Raw genomic sequence first — 16,865 nt, 5'->3', positions numbered from 1 at the left:
TAAATAGAACAGTTCTAAACATATTCTTATAAAAGAAAACAATATGAAGGAGGGTACAGTTATTTGATAAAAGTTAAGGTTAGTTTACGGCCCATTGTAAGTAAGATCAACTTACCCACTGTTTTGAAAACAACTATACTTCCGGGTGACTCCATTGAAAGATTATTTATTGCAACCCAGGTAGGAGAGATCTTTTACATAGGGAACGGGGTTATAAGGACTTTTTTAGATATTCGCCCACGAATCATAAATCTAGGTGATTCTAGTGGTGGATATGATGAACGGGGCTTGCTAGGGCTAGCATTTCATCCCGAATTTTATTGCAATGGACTGTTTTATCTCCATTATTCACTAGCTGGAACCCAAGGTCCAGGTGCTCTTCCAGGTGCTTTTGAATCTTTTAGGCCTAACCCGTGTGATTCTAGAACCTTAAACCTAAAGTGGATAAATAGAGAAATTCAATATGATCATATTGATACAGTTGAAGAATGGATTCTACTATCGAATGGTCAACCTCAAAAACGGCGGACATTACTTAGTATACGAAGACCATTTTTAAATCATAATGGTGTCAATAGCTTAAACTTTTCACCGGAAACAGGAAAACTTGTTTTAACAACCGGTGATGGCGGATCAGGCTATGATCCATTTAATTTAAGCCAAGATGATATGGAAATCGCAGGTAAAATAATTGAAATTGATGTCGTTAAGCATACATTTATCGATAATCCGCCAGTAGTTACACGTTTTGATGAGCTACCCGTACCTATTCAGGAAACACTTACGGTAATTGCCAAAGGAGTTCGCAATATACCAGGCATTTCATTTCAAAGGTTTTATAATCAATATATCAAATACGCAGGAAATGTCGGACAGGATCTCGTAGAGTCGATTTTCTCATTCATTCATTATAAACCAGTACCGGTTACTCAGCTTATTCAAGCTTATTCAATGAATTCTGAACCTGGCCAAGAAGGATTTATTAACTTTGGCTGGCGAGGGTGGGAAGGCGCTTTTCCTACTTCGATAATTACAGGCTGCTCTGAAAATCCGGCTTTGGATGAGAAAACCATTGCTTATTACGATGATGCAGTAAAAACTTCAGTGTGGCGTCTTCAGCCTCTAACTAGTTATTTTCATAAAGATCCCCGAACCGATAAGTTTGGAGCAACTGCACTTACAGGAGTCCAGCCCTATATGGGAAATGAAATCCCCGATTTAACGGGAAATGTTGTGTTTACCGATCTAGCTCGGGCTCAAGAATCTCAACTTCCGGTTAGAGGTGTTTTAGCTTATACCAGAGTAGGAATGGATTGTAGACGAAATGATTTTAGTGTTATTGAAACCGAATATAATTTTGGGTCTCAATCAGCTTATTATGTAAGTTTGGGGACGAATCTGAACCAATCCAGACTATATTTAGGGGTCTATGGCTCTATGAAAGTAAATGATTTTAACCAAGGTACTGTTTTTGAAATTGTTCCATAATTCGTTACGATAAAATTCGACTTAGTAATCCGCATTCGGCACTTGCCATGCCGGGGTACGCAGCTCCAGCGACAACGCCGTACACAGGAGGAATAAACTCCATGAATCCAGAACAATTAGCCACGCCTTGTAAAACAGTGGCGCAAATTATCATAGCCATGAAGGACGTACAGAAAAGTAAAGCGTACGTCCTTCACTTATTTCTTTACATACTACTAACTTCATTACCTGTCCGCCCGCTATAGGCATGTGAATGAGGATGAGTGCCGTTAACCGTCGTAAATCCCTCAAATAAGTGATAGTGCCCGCCGCCGGTAAGATTAATAGCTGGCCCGGTTGTTCCTTGTATGAGGTGGGTATGACCTTGATTAAACGAAGTGACAGTATGATATCCATGAACATGCGGAACACCGGTAGGGGCTGGGGCAGTCCAACTTGCATACTCATGAGAATGTCCATCATTAATGGACGTTATCCCTGATAATGCGTGAACATGGACAGGGGTACCATTCCAGGATGTAATATAAAGCTTGTGCGAATGATGGGTATCGTCGCCTCCAGAATTCATTACAAATCCGGTAACAGGAATTTTCATAATGGGCTCCTTTCTTTGAGATATATACACAGGATTAGTGTATGGAGAATAAAGTTTGTCAGGAAGCGGCTTATACCCAACTTTATTTGGTATGTAGTATGACTTCTTAGATAGGGCAAGACTTTTTCTCTAATCGAGCAACCCGAATTCCTCATTTACCCTTGTTGTGATGTACCGCATCTTGTTCAATTGCGTTGGGATTTCTCAGAAGAGGAACATACAAATAATAAAGTTGCATTTGAGGAATTTCACCAGATTTGTAGTGAATTCTTGGTTAAAGCGATCAAAAGCGGAGATTGGTACATATGGGTTGCAGAAATTGATGGAAGTCTTATCTCACATATGTATTTGCAATTAATACATAAAGTACCAAGGCCAGGGAAATCTCCAGATCCTTATTACGGCTACGTTACCAATGTCTATACTCTGAACAAAAATAAGGCTGCCGAACGGCAGCCTTCATGATCCGTAAGATCAGGTCTTTCCAACTAATCTACAATATTCCGGGTATAGTATGCGATTATATCTTTGCGACGAATAATACCGAGGAAGACGCGATCGGCGTCTACGACCGGAACGAAGTTCTGATCGGCCGCCAGCGCCAGCATATCGTCCAAATCGGCGCTGATTGCAACGCATTCGACTTTCATCCTTTTTTTGATGGAGATGACAGGAATTTCGTGCATCGTATCAAAGCCGAGACCGGGTGTGGCTTTTAGCTTCCATAACAAATCTCCCTCGGATAGCGTTCCGAAATATAAACCATTGTCGTCCAAGATCGGAATGGCTGTATAGTGGCTCGCCTCCAATTTATCCATGGCTTCCTTCATATTAGAGGATGTCATGAGGTAAGAAACCTCGTTCTTGGGATATAAAAACGATCTGATGTCCATTGAATCACGCTCCTTTGGTATATTAAATCATATTTCGTCGCGGGGCGCATGTGAAACATCCCAAACGAATCGTTGCAGGGGAGTATCTTGGCAGTCTGATTGCGCTTAGCATAACACCTATCGGAACATCCGATCATCATATTAAAAACTCATTGGATTCGGAGGAGTCGCGTTGCTCCTCCTGGGTAACGTACAAATATCAACGAAGGAGCTGCCGCGGCAAACTCCTTTTCGCATTTCTCGCCGATAGTCCCGACGATATGACAGCTTAAACAATCGTTAATGCTGACAATAATTCTCGAGGATAGCAACAAGTGAAGACGGAAGATCTATTTCTTCCTTAACAAAGCAGCCTCCGGGGACGTGAATACCTTTGGAGGACAATCCCTAAGCACTGCTTATAGTTCCACAACATCGCTTGTTATGCGGGATCTGTTCATCTCAACCAGCTTAAACCTGGTTTCTACAGTAGGGGGCGATCAGCTTTAGCGAAGGGTATAAACCCAGGGGAACGATCGATCTGCTGCGTTGCGCTAATTATAAAATTTATTATATAAAAAGTTTCCCTAGAATATAGTTGGCATTTTTAGGTAAAATATAAGGCGGAAAAAGCTGAAAGGAGTGACGTATCTATGTTAAACAAGGTGGTTATCATTTAAGTCCACAGAAGGATTTTTTCATTTTTGGGTTTCTTCTGTGGTAATTTCAGTGTGGGAAGTCGTTGCAAGAATTTTGACTGGAGGAGATATTATAAATTATAACGAGGTTGTTAAAATCAGTGATGCATATTTACTTCCATTAGTATCAGAGTTGTATGGATTAGAAGGCTATGAAATCAAGCTGATTCCGGCACATGACGGAGGGCGGAATGTCGTTTATACCTGTGAGAAAGAAGGCGAAGATGCAAAAATACTCAGAATCTCTTTCTTACCTGACAGGAGCCGGGAAGATTTTCTGGCCGAAGTTGAGTATATCAGGTATTTATTTGAGCATGGCGGAAGTGTCTCGGATGTAGTCAGCTCCCGGAAGGGGAATCTACTGGAAGAGATAACTCATCATAATCACACCATTTTTGTCTGCCTGTTTAAAAAGGCCAAGGGGAAAATGCTTGTGGAATATAATTATCGGTATCGGGAAGGTGCTCCAATTACCGAATATTATTATAATTGTGGTAAAGTCCTTGGGAAACTGCACCAAATATCGAAAGGGTATATTCCTGTCCATCGCCGGTATAGTTTTTTTGACAAATACAATGACGAATATATCAATAAACGGATACCCGGCTCGTTAACTTTGCTCAAGGAGAAGCTGGTACAACTCCTTAAAACCTTAGAAGAAATGGACAGGAACCGTGAGTCTTTCGGTATGATCCATTTTGATCTCAACGATGGGAATTATTCGATAGATTTTGATACCGGGCAAATAACCGTATATGATTTCGATAATTCATGTTTCTGTTGGTATATTTTTGACCTGGCAAGTCTTTGGACAAACGGAGTGGGCTGGATACAATTTGAACCAGACGCCGGCAAACGTAAAAAGTTTATGGATGATTATTTTAAAGCAGCCCTCGAGGGATACAGATCCGAGACCAGGATCGAAGATTCAATGTTAGAAAAATTGCCCTTATTTATCCAAGCAAACCTCATGGAAGGTATTATAGTTATAGATACATTCGAGGTAATGCGGAACAACGGCGAAGATCCAGAGTGTGACGAGGAGTTGTCGTATCGCATAAAATGTCTGGAAGACGATATCCCGTATAGGGGATTTTTCCATAAAATTTACTCGTGTGAAAAACCCTTTGAGTATGAGAAACGAAATATTTAGTCTTTTTGTATTGCCGCGGGATCTCCCTTCAACTGCTTCGTTGCGCTAACGGAGAACTATAGTTTAATACTGAAAGGGCTACCGAGTGGTAGCCCTTCACTACGTTAATGGGCAGGCAGGATAACGGGGAATCGCATTGATCCAACAATCTATTCATTCATGGTATAATATGGTTTATTTATCAAAATTGAAAAAAGTATATGACCCTAAAACAAGGGGGGGCAAAATTATTGTTCGCCAAAATTCGAAGTAAAGGCGGTAGAATATGATTACTTCTTCTTCAATGTTACCAATGTTTTTACCAATCATGGTTATTGTCTATGGACTGTTCATTTTGCTCGGATTATATACACTATATTTAATTATCAAGCTATTAATTAGATTAATAGCAGCACTAGACATTTATTTAGATGAAAAGAGAAATAGACGACTTTAGATTGAATTACTACGCTAACAGGGATAGTTCAAGTCAAACAGAAGAGAAATTTGGATAATAGCTTGCAGAAAGGAGGTGCCTGAGTGAGAGTGATCGATTTGTCGTTGCCGATTGCGGACGGCATGCCCGTTTATCCCGGCGATCCTGAGGTAAAAGTCAAGGTAGTGCACACATACGAGTGTCATACCTGGCAGCTGCGGCAGCTTTCGATGGGTAGCCATACCGGAACACACGTGGACGCGCCTTCACACATGCACCCCGGTGCCTCGACATTGGATGAGCTGCCATTGGAGCGATTTTTCGGAGCATCGCGCGTAGCACGGATCGAAGACCCGACTTGGCCGGAAGGCCGGGGGCTGTTTTTCGCCGATTCCGTCGGGCTAGAATGCTTTGACAGACTCGCTGCGCTACGACCACCGTTCGTCGGCGGCGAACTATCTGAAGAACTGGAGCGGGCGTTGTTGGGAATCGGAATTGTGACGTATACGGGGCTTCAGGGATTGGATCGTCTTCCCGACGGAACCGACTTTATGTTTTATGGATTTCCACTGCGCATCGTCTGTGGCGACGGGTCCCCGGTTCGGGCCGTTGCGGTGGTGGAGGCTGAAACAGCTGGGCTTGGAATAAACGCATAAAATGTCCTAGCGGAGAACGATAGTGTGGAGCTGCCGACAAGGGATAGCTCCTCTCTGATGGAAAGTTTGTTCTTTTTCTTAGAGGATGCCGAAAAGGCAACCTTATAGCACTATTACACGAGAGAGGATAAAGATGACTCAAAATGGGATTGTATTAGTTGTTAGTACATCTATTCTTAAGGCTGATAAGGTATTAATGATAAAAGAAAACAAACCTTCTGTAAGGAAGAAATGGAACTTTCCAGGAGGAAGAATAGAGACTGGTGAAGATATCCTTGATGCCGCACGTAGAGAAGTAAAAGAAGAGACGGGATACGATATAAAACTTACAGGGACAACAGGGATCTACAATTTTATGAGCAACATAAATACTCAAGTCATTATGGTCCATTTTATCGGCGAAATAATTGGAGGCTCTCTTGAATTACAAGATAATGAGATCAGTCCATGTGGATCAGGGTATCTGATCTGTTAATTCCTAATCTATACGATCTACGCGGAGAAAGTATAATTAAACAAATTGCGGAGAACCTTCTAAATGGAAAGAAACACTCACTAACTATATTTAACCCTTTAGTCGTCTCTAGACACAAAACTAACGGAGAACGATAGTTGAAATGATCCTGGGAGCAGAAATTTTCAATAAACGAAATAGTGCGATTGCAAAGGGGAGATTTTAGATTGAAAATTTGGTGGCTAGATTATCACCCAGCCTACAACACTGTAAATTTTGAAAATTATGAAGATGGAAAAAACTTGAGAGAAATACTTCAAGATGCGAGCCCGTTGTCACGAAATTGGGTAAGCCACAACGTGGTTTTAGATAATAAGGGAAAACCTTCCGATATCCTGAATGCAGTGGGTGGATCACTAATTGTAAGCGAACGAGCAAAGGAAATAATTACGCAGCTTCCTGACACAAATGTTGAATTCTTGCCATTAACAAGCTCTGAAGGTGAATTTTATGTACTGAATGTATTAACGGTTTTAAATTGTGTTGACCCCAATCAATCAAAAGAGAAGCGTCTGGGTAGCTCGAATAAATTAATTGATTATGAAGAGTTAGAGTTCTATAAGGATGTTGTACAAGACAAGGATCTCTTCAGAATCATGTTACATGAAGGAAATAGGGTATTACCAAATATATATGTCTCTGATCGTCTAAAGAATTTATTGGATAACCACCTAGAGGGGTATCAACTCGTTGAGATGTGGGACTCGGAGATGTCTTGGAAACAGAAGGAGGAAAAGTATGCTTCCATGTGTGAAGAAATCGACGGATCGCTAAAGCTAACGTTTAATTTTGAGAAAGCTATCAACTACGTACAAAAAAACAAGGGACAATTAATATATAGCGGAAAATGGGCATTAAAGGTTGACGAGGAAAATGAAATATTACTGGGGCAACTATTATTAGACGGTACTTATTCTTGGTTCAACCCTGTTTATTATCCTCCTGTGATATTGGGATTAACATGGGGAACTAAAGAAAAGAGAAAGTCATTATTTGACATATTGAATTTTAAATAAACGATAGCCCAATACTTTCACCACAAGTCTGCTACTGAGATTATCGGCTGCCCCGTTACGCTACCCTTGCAAAGGTTATTTCCAAAATTCAGGTGAAAAGTAGGTAGACTCAAGACAAACGATCACTATAATGGAAATAAGAGACATACATAGAACCAATCTATAGGATATGAACAAGAATCAGGCTGAGAAAGAGATTAGAGGAGGCCATCTCGTGGGAAGATCATTCGCAAATTTGCATATCAAGTCGAAACATCTTGAGAAGACTGTCGAAGCATTAAGAGAGCTAAGTGAAGGGCATGCCCAAGTATTAGGCAAGCCAAATAATGAGGCTCAAGAGATCAAAGTTGTCATGTACGTAAGCAAAAGCAACGAGAACTGGATCAGCGTACTCCACGATTATTTTGTATGGGGTACGGTGAAAGAGATCGGCAAAACGTTGTCCCGGCTTATCGAGGAGCCAGTGATGACCGCCGGATATATGAATGAGGAGATATTCGAGTTGTCGTTTTTCGAGAATGGAGACATTCAAGCCGAAAGAATCTTTTGTGAACAGTGGACGAGGGATGAATATGAACAACTCAAAGAAGAGCGCCTTAATGATGACTACCTGCGGGAAGCGTTGGATATCCGTAATCAGGATTTTGACGACTTCATTGGCATTACGAGTCCGGAACAAGCCGTAGATAAGCTGTCGGAACTCGTAAGAATGTCTTTATGGAGTGATTCAGAGTGGATACCGCACGAAGAAACTCTCAGAAAACGATTTGGGAAATATGAATTTTGAAAATACATGAGCTGTATAGTCACGCATCCTTGCTTTAGATAGAGATGATGAAGAGTGGTGGTGATCCAGGAATGGCTAAGGACGTCTGGGATAACATTTTAAAACATGTCCAAACGATATCACAACCGATTTTTTCTACGGTTAATCCTCCTGCCACAGAGGAAGAAATCAACCTCTTAATGCCCCTTCAATAGAAGTATTCAATTTGATCGTAGGGTAGGAACCACGCTGGTCAAGATAGGCAATCCAACTGGATTGCCACCAGCGGAATGTTGAGTAACCCGGAAGTGGAGAAAGTTTGACTAAAAACGTGAACCGAACAATTATAAACAGAGAAGTAGGCCCTTGTGGTTACCGATTTCCAAATTGGAATACGCGTTTACACGACAAAGAGGGTTCCCCAATAGTGATAAAATGTTAGCGTTTTTCATTCTAAATTATGTGCTTTCTCATTCTTCAAGCCAATCGACTTATAATACTCACGATTGACGTGCTCCAGCTCCTCCTCGGGTACAAATTCATGTCCACCATACATGTCTATTTCCTCGCCATACCTATTGTAGATCGCGATCAGATTGCCATCCCGATTCAACTCCATGTACACGTAACATTTTGTTTCAGGCGCTTCACCGTAAAAGAGCGTAAATCTGATTTGTCCACTCTATGCATGTAGTTCTCCTTTTCTCTCATTCGTATTGGCTTTGAATTTATTCCATTGAAACCCCCGTATCTTTTTACGGTCATGGTTCGTTTACAAGGAGAAATCAACTGAAAACTTATTATTTGTATAAATTTCATTTTACGGAGGCCCGATATTATGGAAATTTCAAAGGGAGTAGAAATGCTTCATCTAGATTTTCATGGGGAAATTATTCACCCCATTCTTTTGTGGGATCGAGAAGCGGCTGTTTTAATAGACACAGGATTCCAAGGGCAAATTGAAGATTTACGCGTGGCAATGGAAAAGGCAGGAGTGTCGTTCGACAAACTAAAAGTTGTGATTTTGACGCATCAGGATGTGGATCATATAGGCAGTCTTCCTGAGATTTTGCAGGAGCGTGGCAGTAATGTTAAAGTATATGCACATGAACTGGATAAGCCGTATATTCAGGGGGAGATCCCTCTTTTAAAAGATGGTCACCTTGAGAATCCCCCGAAGGGCAAAGTGGACGATACCTTAATAGATGGACAGGAACTGCCGTTTTGCGGTGGGATTCGCATCATCCATACTCCTGGGCATACTCCTGGTCATATCAGCCTTTATTTAAGGCAAAGTAAGACTCTCATTGCCGGGGACTCGATGTATAGTGTAAACGGGATTCTCGGGGGAATTCATGTCCCGACCACACCGGATATGAATGAAGCTCGTCTCTCATTGAAAAAGTATTTAGATCTCGACATTGCATCCGTGGTTTGTTATCACGGGGGATTAAGTAATGTAAATGTTAAAGATCAGATATTAAGACTTAGCCAGGGATTATAAAGTTAAAGTTTCAGCAAATTATCTTTTGGTGTAACGATGTTGTTCTGCTAACGAATAACGTTAGTTGAACTTCACTCTAGCTGCGATTCGAAACCGGTTTCCCTTGTAGATAGTAAAGGGTCCGGTTTTTTTATGTTACAAATTGCTTAGCATACAATTTTTCCGTTTCGTGAGGTGCCCCCTAATAGATTGAGAAAATAAAGTCGTAGAATAGGAAAATAAAACCTTAGACCAACGGTGCGCCATGAAGCTAACGGCGAACGATAGCGAATAAATAGAAGAGAGAGGCGCTAAATGCCTCTCTCTTCTATTTTCTTTTGCAAGGGGCGAACTATGACGGAAAGCATCTTAATAATATATTTAATTAATTCGGGATCTGATTTTACAATCCAACTGTAAATTTATATTAACCCCACTTAAAAGCAATAAACATCAATTTAATTTATTGTATTTCATTGGGTAAAATCCATCTGACCAGGAGGAATATTAATGAACCGCCATTTGAAACGATTAGCCGTCTCTTCGATCGCTGCCACTGTTTTACTCGCATCAGCACAGGCTTCTGTGCTGCCCGTCTATGCCCAAAGCATTTCTTCGGGAGAAGATCAAACCGCTGCGTTCTCGCAGGCGATCAGCCTTTCCCCATCCGTTCTCGACCTGAAATTCGACAACGACGCGGCCGATAGCTCGGCAAGCGCGGTCTCCGCGACCGTTTACGGGAATCCGGAATATGTCCAGGGACGGCTCGGACAAGCGATCCAATTTCAAACGCGGGGCCAATACGTGGATCTCGGGAATCGCGACGAGTTCCGCTTCGGCGATGCCGCGGATTTCTCCGTCGCCTTCTGGTTCAAATCGTCGGGAATTACGGGCGATCCTTCCATCATCTCCAACAAAGACTGGAATTCCGGAAGCAACACGGGGTGGATTCTGGCCGTAAACGGATCGGGTAATCTCGTGTGGAATTACAAGACGTCCCAGAGCGCCCGAATGGACACGACCGTATCGGGGGTTGCCGACAACAACTGGCATCATATCGCCGTCTCGCATGATCGCGTTAACGGGATCGCGCGCTTCTATAAAGACGGGGCGCTGGTGAAAACCGTCGATATCTCCGGCATGAAAGGCACGCTCGATTCCTCGTACACGACCAAAATCGGTCAGGACGGCACGGGCAAATACGGCTCTACGCTGACAGCGCGGGTGGACGACCTGCAGATTTACCGGAACGCGTTGACTGATGCGGAGGTTAGCGCCATGTTCGATAGCGCGCCTCCGCTTCCGCCCACCCCGGTCGCGTCCGTATCACTGGATCGGTCGGAGCTCGACTTGAAAGCGGGAGCGCCGATGCCGCTTACTGCAACCGTTTATCCGGACGACGCAACGATTAAAGAAGTGGAATGGTTGTCGAGCGACGATACGGTCGCCAAAGTGGAAACGATCAACGGCCGCCCAACGGTCGTAGCCGGGAAGGCCGGCAATGCAACCTTAACGGTCAAAACGGTCGATGGCGGCAAAACGGCGACAGCGGTTGTCCGCGTATCGAATTCCATTGATGTGTCGGGAGATGGGCTGCTCACGAAAGAGGATCTGAATCTCGTCCTGAAAAACCAGAACAGCCGGGAGGGCGATAATCGCTGGGCGCGGGCGCAAACCGCGGATATAAACGGCGATCGAAAAGTCGATCACGACGATGTGCAGATAGTCAGGGACAGGCTGGTTCCGTACAAGGATACATTTCTCTACAAACGCGTCGTGTTCATCGGGATCGACGGCGCCGGGAACGGGGTAAAGGATCCGCAAGCCAATGCTCAAAATATTCAGAAGCTCATGAGCGAAGGTGCAGGTACGTACGAAGCGAAAGCGATGCTGCCGACGATCAGCGCGCAAAACTGGGGCTCCATCTTGCATGGCGTCATCCCGGCCAAGCATGGGCTGACCAACGACGTTGCGGCAGGCAAGCCTTATCCGGAGAACAATCTCTACCCGTCCTATATGAAAATGCTGAAGCAGGAGCGACCTATGCTCAAGCAAGCATCGTTCGCCACCTGGTCGCCGATCAATAAAGGCATCATCGAGGATTCCGCAGGTGCTTATAAAGTAAACGGCGGGAACGATGAAACGACGACGCAAAAAACGGTAGACTATATTAAAGCGGAAGGCCATAACGCGCGCAACATATTTGTCCATCTGGACGAGGTGGATGGCGCCGGACACAATTACGGCTACTACACCCCGAAATTTTACGAGAAATTGCAAAATGCGGACCAGTATGTCGGTCGAATCGTTCAAGCTTTGGAAGATGCAGGTCTGATGGAGGATACGCTCATCATTCTTACCGCGGACCATGGCGGGAAAGGGACTGGCCATGGCGGCAATTCACTGGAGGAGCAGACGGTATTCTGGGCAGCGAAAGGAAAATCGATCGCGGCCGGCACCGTATTGTCGGACGACGTAAGCGTGGTCGACACGGCCGCCGTTGTCGCTCATGCGCTGCGCCTGGAAATTCCGGAAGACTGGGATGCGAAAATCCCGGCAGGACTGTTTCAAGACAAAAAACAATAAAGAAACGACAGGCGCCGTTTTTCTCTTTGGAGAAAAGCGACGCCTGTTTTTCTCCAACGGTGCTCGCCGTGCGTTATCAATCAGGGTTCGCAGCTCGGCTGCCGTGTGTGCGGGGTTTTGGCTTGCGCACCCTTCGACTTGTTGAAATACCCCATGTGCAGCGTACAGACGGTCTTTTGCCCCAGTTTGACGCCGACCGCCTCGATATAACATTATTCCAAAAAATCAATGGTAGATTAAATAACACTTGGCTTCCGATGGTGTGCAGCAACAGCAAATAGTCAGGCTGAGGAAAGACAATGGAAAAGATTCTCATCTTGAGCTTTACCTCAAGATTCGGATAATTGTTTTATTGTCCCGTTCGATTCATAATCGGTTTTACAATCGAGTTAGGCTTCGTCTGATCGAATGAAACAACCGCCCCAGCGCATCCGGGATGCGTAAGGGCGGTTGCTTCTGCGAGTAGAGGCTTACGGATCCGGTGTGAGCACGACGGCGCCGTCAAGCCGGCCGTTCTCGCCACGCACTTCGATTTCGTCGATAAATGCCCATACGTTCAGCGTAATATGAATCTTGACATAGCGGGCATAGACGTATTCGCCTTGCGGCTGGTGTGCCGGCAGCCCGTTTTTCGAAGCGTCCCACCGATACATTTGCGAGTATGGTTCGGCTTGAGTCGGAGCCGGTTTGGCCACGTCGGCAAGCTTCGCCCAGTTTTGCCCGTCAGTCGATACAGAAATCTCCACGACGGCCGGCGCATGGATGCCGGTGCTGGTTTCCTGGAGGAAGTTCGCCTTGATGGCGGCGATCGATTTCTGTTCGCCCAGATCGATCACGAAATCACGCACCGTATTATGCGCGTGGCCTTGCCAGCCGTCGTCCAAGAACGCCGGGCTCGCATAGATACCATCAGTCAGCTCAGTGCCGTTCGTATCCGGATATTGCGGCTCCGGCGGCAGGGATACCGTGTAGGCAGCGTTCAAAGCGAGATTCGGATGCGCTTCGGGATCCACCGGTCCCGTGCCGGGACCCGGGTCCGTAAAGTCGATCGGATTGCCGCGGATGAAATCATATGTCCAATCGTAAATTTGCCGATTACGCGGAAAATCGCTGTACGCCGCTTTTTGCAGAGTATGGGTAGATTGGTAATAAGCACGAAATACGCTGCTGTCAAAGCCGTAATCGATGCCGCCCTGCAAATAATCGATATATTTTTGGCGGAACGCTGTATTGCCGAAGACGCGGTCGTCCACTTCGATTTCTACGCCGGAGCCGATCTTCCTGGCGTTTTCGGCGGCTACTCTGATGCGGTCCGCCGTAGTGCCGTCGGTGAAAAAGTGATTCGGCTGATAGGCCATGGCATCAAAGCCGAAATCCTGCCATTTCCAATAGCCCGATGCGCCGTAGTAAGGAATCCAGAAAAACTTGAATCCATGCTTGTGTACGGCATCGGCGGTGTAACGGATAACCGCCTGATCTTCCGCGCTGGCCGCTTCGTGCATCCAATAAAATCCGGTCAGCTCCAGATTGGAATACCCAGCCGCGGTCCAGCGCGACAGCACCTCGTTGATGTACCAATCGACGGCTTTTTCCTTGTTTGCCTGCCCCGCGGCGGGATCGCCGAAGTTTTCACTGACGCCGTCACCGTCCACATCGCCGAAATCGGTTTGCTTCGTCGAAGGCAGCGGCACCATGAGCACCACCTTCATCTTGTGGTTCGGATCGTTCAGCTGCGCGCCTACCTGGCTAACGGCCTGATTCAGCTGCAAGGCATCGCCGTTGAACGTCTTGTTCAGGTACCATTCCCAGTCCTCCTTCTTCGAGGACTCCTCCCAGTTCGTCTCTACGAAGGTGCGGCCGCTGGCCGCCGTAAGGCCCAGAAACAAGCCGCCGTCAAAAAACCATTCCGTAGGCTGTCCGTCCTCATCCACATAGGCCACGTAGGGAACGAATTGCGAAGCGTTCCAATCGCCGATGTTATTGTTATATTGCCCGTTATAGAACAACACCAGGTCGTTAATTCCGCCGGTCGCCTCGCCGGCTTCCAGGTAACGTCCGTCTTGCGGCGGTTCGTCCGGGGTCAATTCGACGGCGCCGTCCAGTCTGCCGTCTTCGCCCCAAACTTCGATCTCGTCTATAAACGCCCAAACGTTGAGCACGAGATTGATTTTGACATACCTGGCATAAACCATGTCGCCCTGCGGCTGCTGGCTCGGCAGCCCATCGACTGCGCCGTCCCATACATACTGCAGCGTGTGGGGACCGGTGTCCGAAGACGCCGGTTTGTCCACTACGGCTGCCCTGGCCCAGTTCTGCCCATCCATCGAGACGGAGATGCGGATATCGTCAGGCGCGTTAATGCCCGGGTCGCGATCATTCAAGAAGTTGGCTTTGATCGCGCCGATCGACTTGGGTTCCCCCAAATCGACGATAAAATTGCGGTCGAAATCGCCCGCATGGCCCTGCCATGCTGCGTTGTAGAAGCTGGTCGTACCGTGGATGCCGTCCGTCAGCTCCGTACCGCCCGTATCCGGGTAACTGGAAGAAGGAGGCAAGGATACCGTGTAGCTCTTATTCAATGCCAGGTTTTGCGGTCCCGGTACGGTGAAATCGAGCGGCTGTCCGTGGATGAACGCATAAATCCAATCGTATATTTGCCGGTTTTCGGGCTTCTCATCGTATGCGGCTTTATACAGCGTGCGCAAATCTTGATAATAAGCGCGGAACGTATCGCCGTCATAGCCGTACTCCGCTGCGCCCTGCAAATAGTCGATCAGCTTATGCCGGCCCGGACCGAGGTTAAAGACGCCGTCGTCGAACTCAATCTCGATGCCGGAGCCGATTTTTTTGGCGCGGGCGGCGGCATCGGCAATGCGCTGGGCCGCCGTGCCGGCAAAATAATGGTTCGGCTGGTAGGCCATCGCGTCGAAGCCGAACATTTGCCATTTCCAGTATAGGGAAGCTTCATAATAAGGAATCCAGTAAAATTTCAGTTTGTTCCGGTGCACCAGGTCGGCAGTGTACTGCAGAGCGTTCAGTTCGGTCACCGTTTCGCTCATCCAGTAAAAACCGGTCAATTCCAGGTTGTTGTAGCGAGATTTTTTCCACTTCTGAGTGACTTCGCGGACATACCAGCGCAGCACCTTCTCCTGATCCGCTTTGTTGCTCAGGTTTTCCGAGACGCCATCGCCGTCGACGTCGCCGAAGTCGGTTTGCCGCGAGTCCGGCATCGGCACCATGATGGCGACTTTCATCTTATGATTCGGTTCTCCCAATTGCTGCGCCGTCTGCCGTACAGCCACGTTCAGCTGTGCCGCATCGGAGGCTGGCTCCGAGAGCGTTTTGGCGATGTACCAATCCCAATCTTCCTTGTTCGAAGGAGAAGTGCCTTCTGCGAAGGAACGTCCGGACGGGGCTGTTATGCCCAGGAATAGTCCGCTGTCGAACATCCAATCGAGCGGCTGCCCGTTCTCGTCAACATACGCGACGTAGGGAACGAATTGCTCGGCATTCCAGTTGCCGGCATCCTCCGCATATTGCCCGTTATAGAACAGGACGAGATCGTTCATGTAGCCGGTTTGCTCGCCGGCCTGCAAATATTCGGGTTCGATCGCGGGATCCGGCGTGAGCTCGACAGCTTTGTTCTGCTTGCCGTCATAGCCCAGCACCTCGATCTCATCGATGAACATCCAATAATCGACGATCGTGTGCATTTTGACGTAACGGGCGTAAGCCATTTGGCCATTTGGCTGATGTTTCGGGAAACCGTCCCGGTTGCCGTTCCATTCATAGAGGGCCGTGGAAACGGATTGATTGGAGCGCGGCCGGATGACATTTTTCACTTTCGACCATTGCACGCCGTCTTGCGAAACGAAGAAGGTGACGAGCTCCGGCGCGGTAATGCCTACGCCGTTGTCGCTGAGAAAATTGGCTTTGATGGCCGAAATCGATTTGGCTTCCTGAAGGTCGATGACGATTTCACGGTCGATATTGGCGTTATGTCCCACCCAAGCCGGGTTCGAAAAGTCCGTACCGCCGTACGCGCCGTCCGTCAGTTTTGTACCGTTCGGGTCAGCGTAAGAGTCATTGGCAGGAATAGATACCGTATAGCTTTTATGTAGAGCCATATTAGCAGGGGAGGGCAATGCTTCAGCAGTTTCTGTCCTTTCGCCGGCATCTATGGCGCCGATGCTCTCGTTCTCGGCTGACTCGATGGTTTCGATGGCCTCCTTGAGCACGTGCTGTGGCGTCGGGCCGGCTTCAGGGGCTGTCGACGCAAGCAGGTTGTTAGCATCCGAGAAGAGCAGCAGCAAGCAAAGAACAACGAAGGTGAGTATTCTGACGCCTTTTGCAGTCGGTTGCTTCGAAAAGATCATTTGCGTACCTCCATTTGTACTATATTTGGTCTTATCGGTCATACCGAAGAACAGAGACGAGCCATCATCCCTCCTTCCAACCCATATATAGAATAGATTCAGCAAGCAGCCCAAGGTAATTGTAAATAAAGCCATATCTGATTACAATGCAATCATTATGCCAGGATTCATCAGAAATCGACGTTAATCTTCGATTTACGTTGAAACTAGACAATATTCTCGCTTCTGCATGGCGGATGCACTATCC

11 protein-coding genes and 1 pseudogene are annotated in these 16,865 nt (G+C 46.4%); 8 read left to right on the top strand and 4 right to left on the bottom strand.

Going from position 1 to position 16,865, the window contains the following annotated elements:
- The first annotated feature begins 63 nt into the window (after positions 1-63).
- Entirely contained in the window at positions 64-1,488 is a 1,425-nt protein-coding gene (locus NNL21_RS14785) for a PQQ-dependent sugar dehydrogenase (protein ID WP_204818050.1), read from the top strand.
- A 205-nt stretch (positions 1,489-1,693) separates the two neighbouring features.
- On the opposite strand, the gene NNL21_RS14780 is transcribed toward NNL21_RS14785, so the two are convergent.
- A complete protein-coding gene (locus NNL21_RS14780; RefSeq protein WP_204818049.1) occupies positions 1,694-2,083 on the bottom strand; it encodes a YmaF family protein in 390 nt (129 codons plus the stop codon).
- A gap of 488 nt (positions 2,084-2,571) precedes the next feature.
- Entirely contained in the window at positions 2,572-2,976 is a 405-nt protein-coding gene (locus NNL21_RS14775) for a CBS domain-containing protein (RefSeq protein ID WP_204818048.1), read from the bottom strand.
- Positions 2,977-3,684: 708 nt separating this feature from the next.
- Between NNL21_RS14775 and NNL21_RS14770 the strand changes: the two genes are divergently transcribed.
- From NNL21_RS14770 to NNL21_RS14750, 5 genes and pseudogenes are all read left to right on the top strand, one after another.
- Positions 3,685-4,806 carry a phosphotransferase enzyme family protein gene (locus NNL21_RS14770; RefSeq protein WP_256555259.1) on the top strand — a complete coding sequence of 374 codons (1,122 nt, stop codon included), beginning with the start codon at positions 3,685-3,687 and terminating at the stop codon, positions 4,804-4,806.
- A 519-nt stretch (positions 4,807-5,325) separates the two neighbouring features.
- Complete coding sequence (locus NNL21_RS14765) at positions 5,326-5,877, top strand: cyclase family protein (protein ID WP_204818047.1); 552 nt, start codon at positions 5,326-5,328, stop codon at positions 5,875-5,877.
- A 133-nt stretch (positions 5,878-6,010) separates the two neighbouring features.
- A pseudogene (locus tag NNL21_RS14760) lies at positions 6,011-6,489 on the top strand (NUDIX hydrolase).
- A gap of 69 nt (positions 6,490-6,558) precedes the next feature.
- Positions 6,559-7,407, top strand: coding sequence for an imm11 family protein (locus tag NNL21_RS14755; protein ID WP_204818046.1), 849 nt, complete (start codon positions 6,559-6,561; stop codon positions 7,405-7,407).
- Positions 7,408-7,621: 214 nt separating this feature from the next.
- On the top strand, positions 7,622-8,194 hold the full coding sequence (locus tag NNL21_RS14750; protein ID WP_204818045.1) for a hypothetical protein: 573 nt from the start codon (positions 7,622-7,624) through the stop codon (positions 8,192-8,194).
- 427 nt (positions 8,195-8,621) lie between these two features.
- On the opposite strand, the gene NNL21_RS14745 is transcribed toward NNL21_RS14750, so the two are convergent.
- Positions 8,622-8,792, bottom strand: a complete 171-nt coding sequence (locus NNL21_RS14745; protein WP_256555258.1) for a hypothetical protein — start codon at positions 8,790-8,792, stop codon at positions 8,622-8,624.
- A 219-nt stretch (positions 8,793-9,011) separates the two neighbouring features.
- On the opposite strand from NNL21_RS14745, the gene NNL21_RS14740 reads away from it, so the two are divergent.
- On the top strand, positions 9,012-9,677 hold the full coding sequence (locus NNL21_RS14740; protein ID WP_204818044.1) for an MBL fold metallo-hydrolase: 666 nt from the start codon (positions 9,012-9,014) through the stop codon (positions 9,675-9,677).
- 489 nt (positions 9,678-10,166) lie between these two features.
- Positions 10,167-12,242: an alkaline phosphatase family protein gene (locus NNL21_RS14735; RefSeq protein WP_204818043.1), complete on the top strand. Its 2,076-nt coding sequence runs from the start codon at positions 10,167-10,169 to the stop codon at positions 12,240-12,242.
- A 470-nt stretch (positions 12,243-12,712) separates the two neighbouring features.
- Here the strand turns inward: NNL21_RS14735 and NNL21_RS14730 are convergent, their stop codons facing one another.
- Positions 12,713-16,618 carry a DUF4855 domain-containing protein gene (locus tag NNL21_RS14730; protein ID WP_204818042.1) on the bottom strand — a complete coding sequence of 1,302 codons (3,906 nt, stop codon included), beginning with the start codon at positions 16,616-16,618 and terminating at the stop codon, positions 12,713-12,715.
- Positions 16,619-16,865 lie beyond the last annotated feature (247 nt).

Source organism: Paenibacillus mendelii, from assembly GCF_024498075.1.
GTDB classification, from domain to species: Bacteria; Bacillota; Bacilli; order Paenibacillales; family Paenibacillaceae; genus Paenibacillus_Z; species Paenibacillus_Z mendelii.
Note: the sequence above shows the minus strand (reverse complement) of the source record. Positions and strands in the feature narration are given on the sequence as shown.

Bases quoted from the DNA above. Each gene is read 5' to 3' on its own strand.
- NNL21_RS14780 (WP_204818049.1), bottom strand. From the start codon at position 2,083: ATGAAAATTCCTGTTACCGGATTTGTAATGAATTCTGGAGGCGACGAT.
- NNL21_RS14775 (WP_204818048.1), bottom strand. From the start codon at position 2,976: ATGGACATCAGATCGTTTTTATATCCCAAGAACGAGGTTTCTTACCTC.
- NNL21_RS14745 (WP_256555258.1), bottom strand. From the start codon at position 8,792: ATGGAGTTGAATCGGGATGGCAATCTGATCGCGATCTACAATAGGTAT.
- NNL21_RS14740 (WP_204818044.1), top strand. From the start codon at position 9,012: ATGGAAATTTCAAAGGGAGTAGAAATGCTTCATCTAGATTTTCATGGG.
- NNL21_RS14735 (WP_204818043.1), top strand. From the start codon at position 10,167: ATGAACCGCCATTTGAAACGATTAGCCGTCTCTTCGATCGCTGCCACT.
- NNL21_RS14730 (WP_204818042.1), bottom strand. From the start codon at position 16,618: ATGATCTTTTCGAAGCAACCGACTGCAAAAGGCGTCAGAATACTCACC.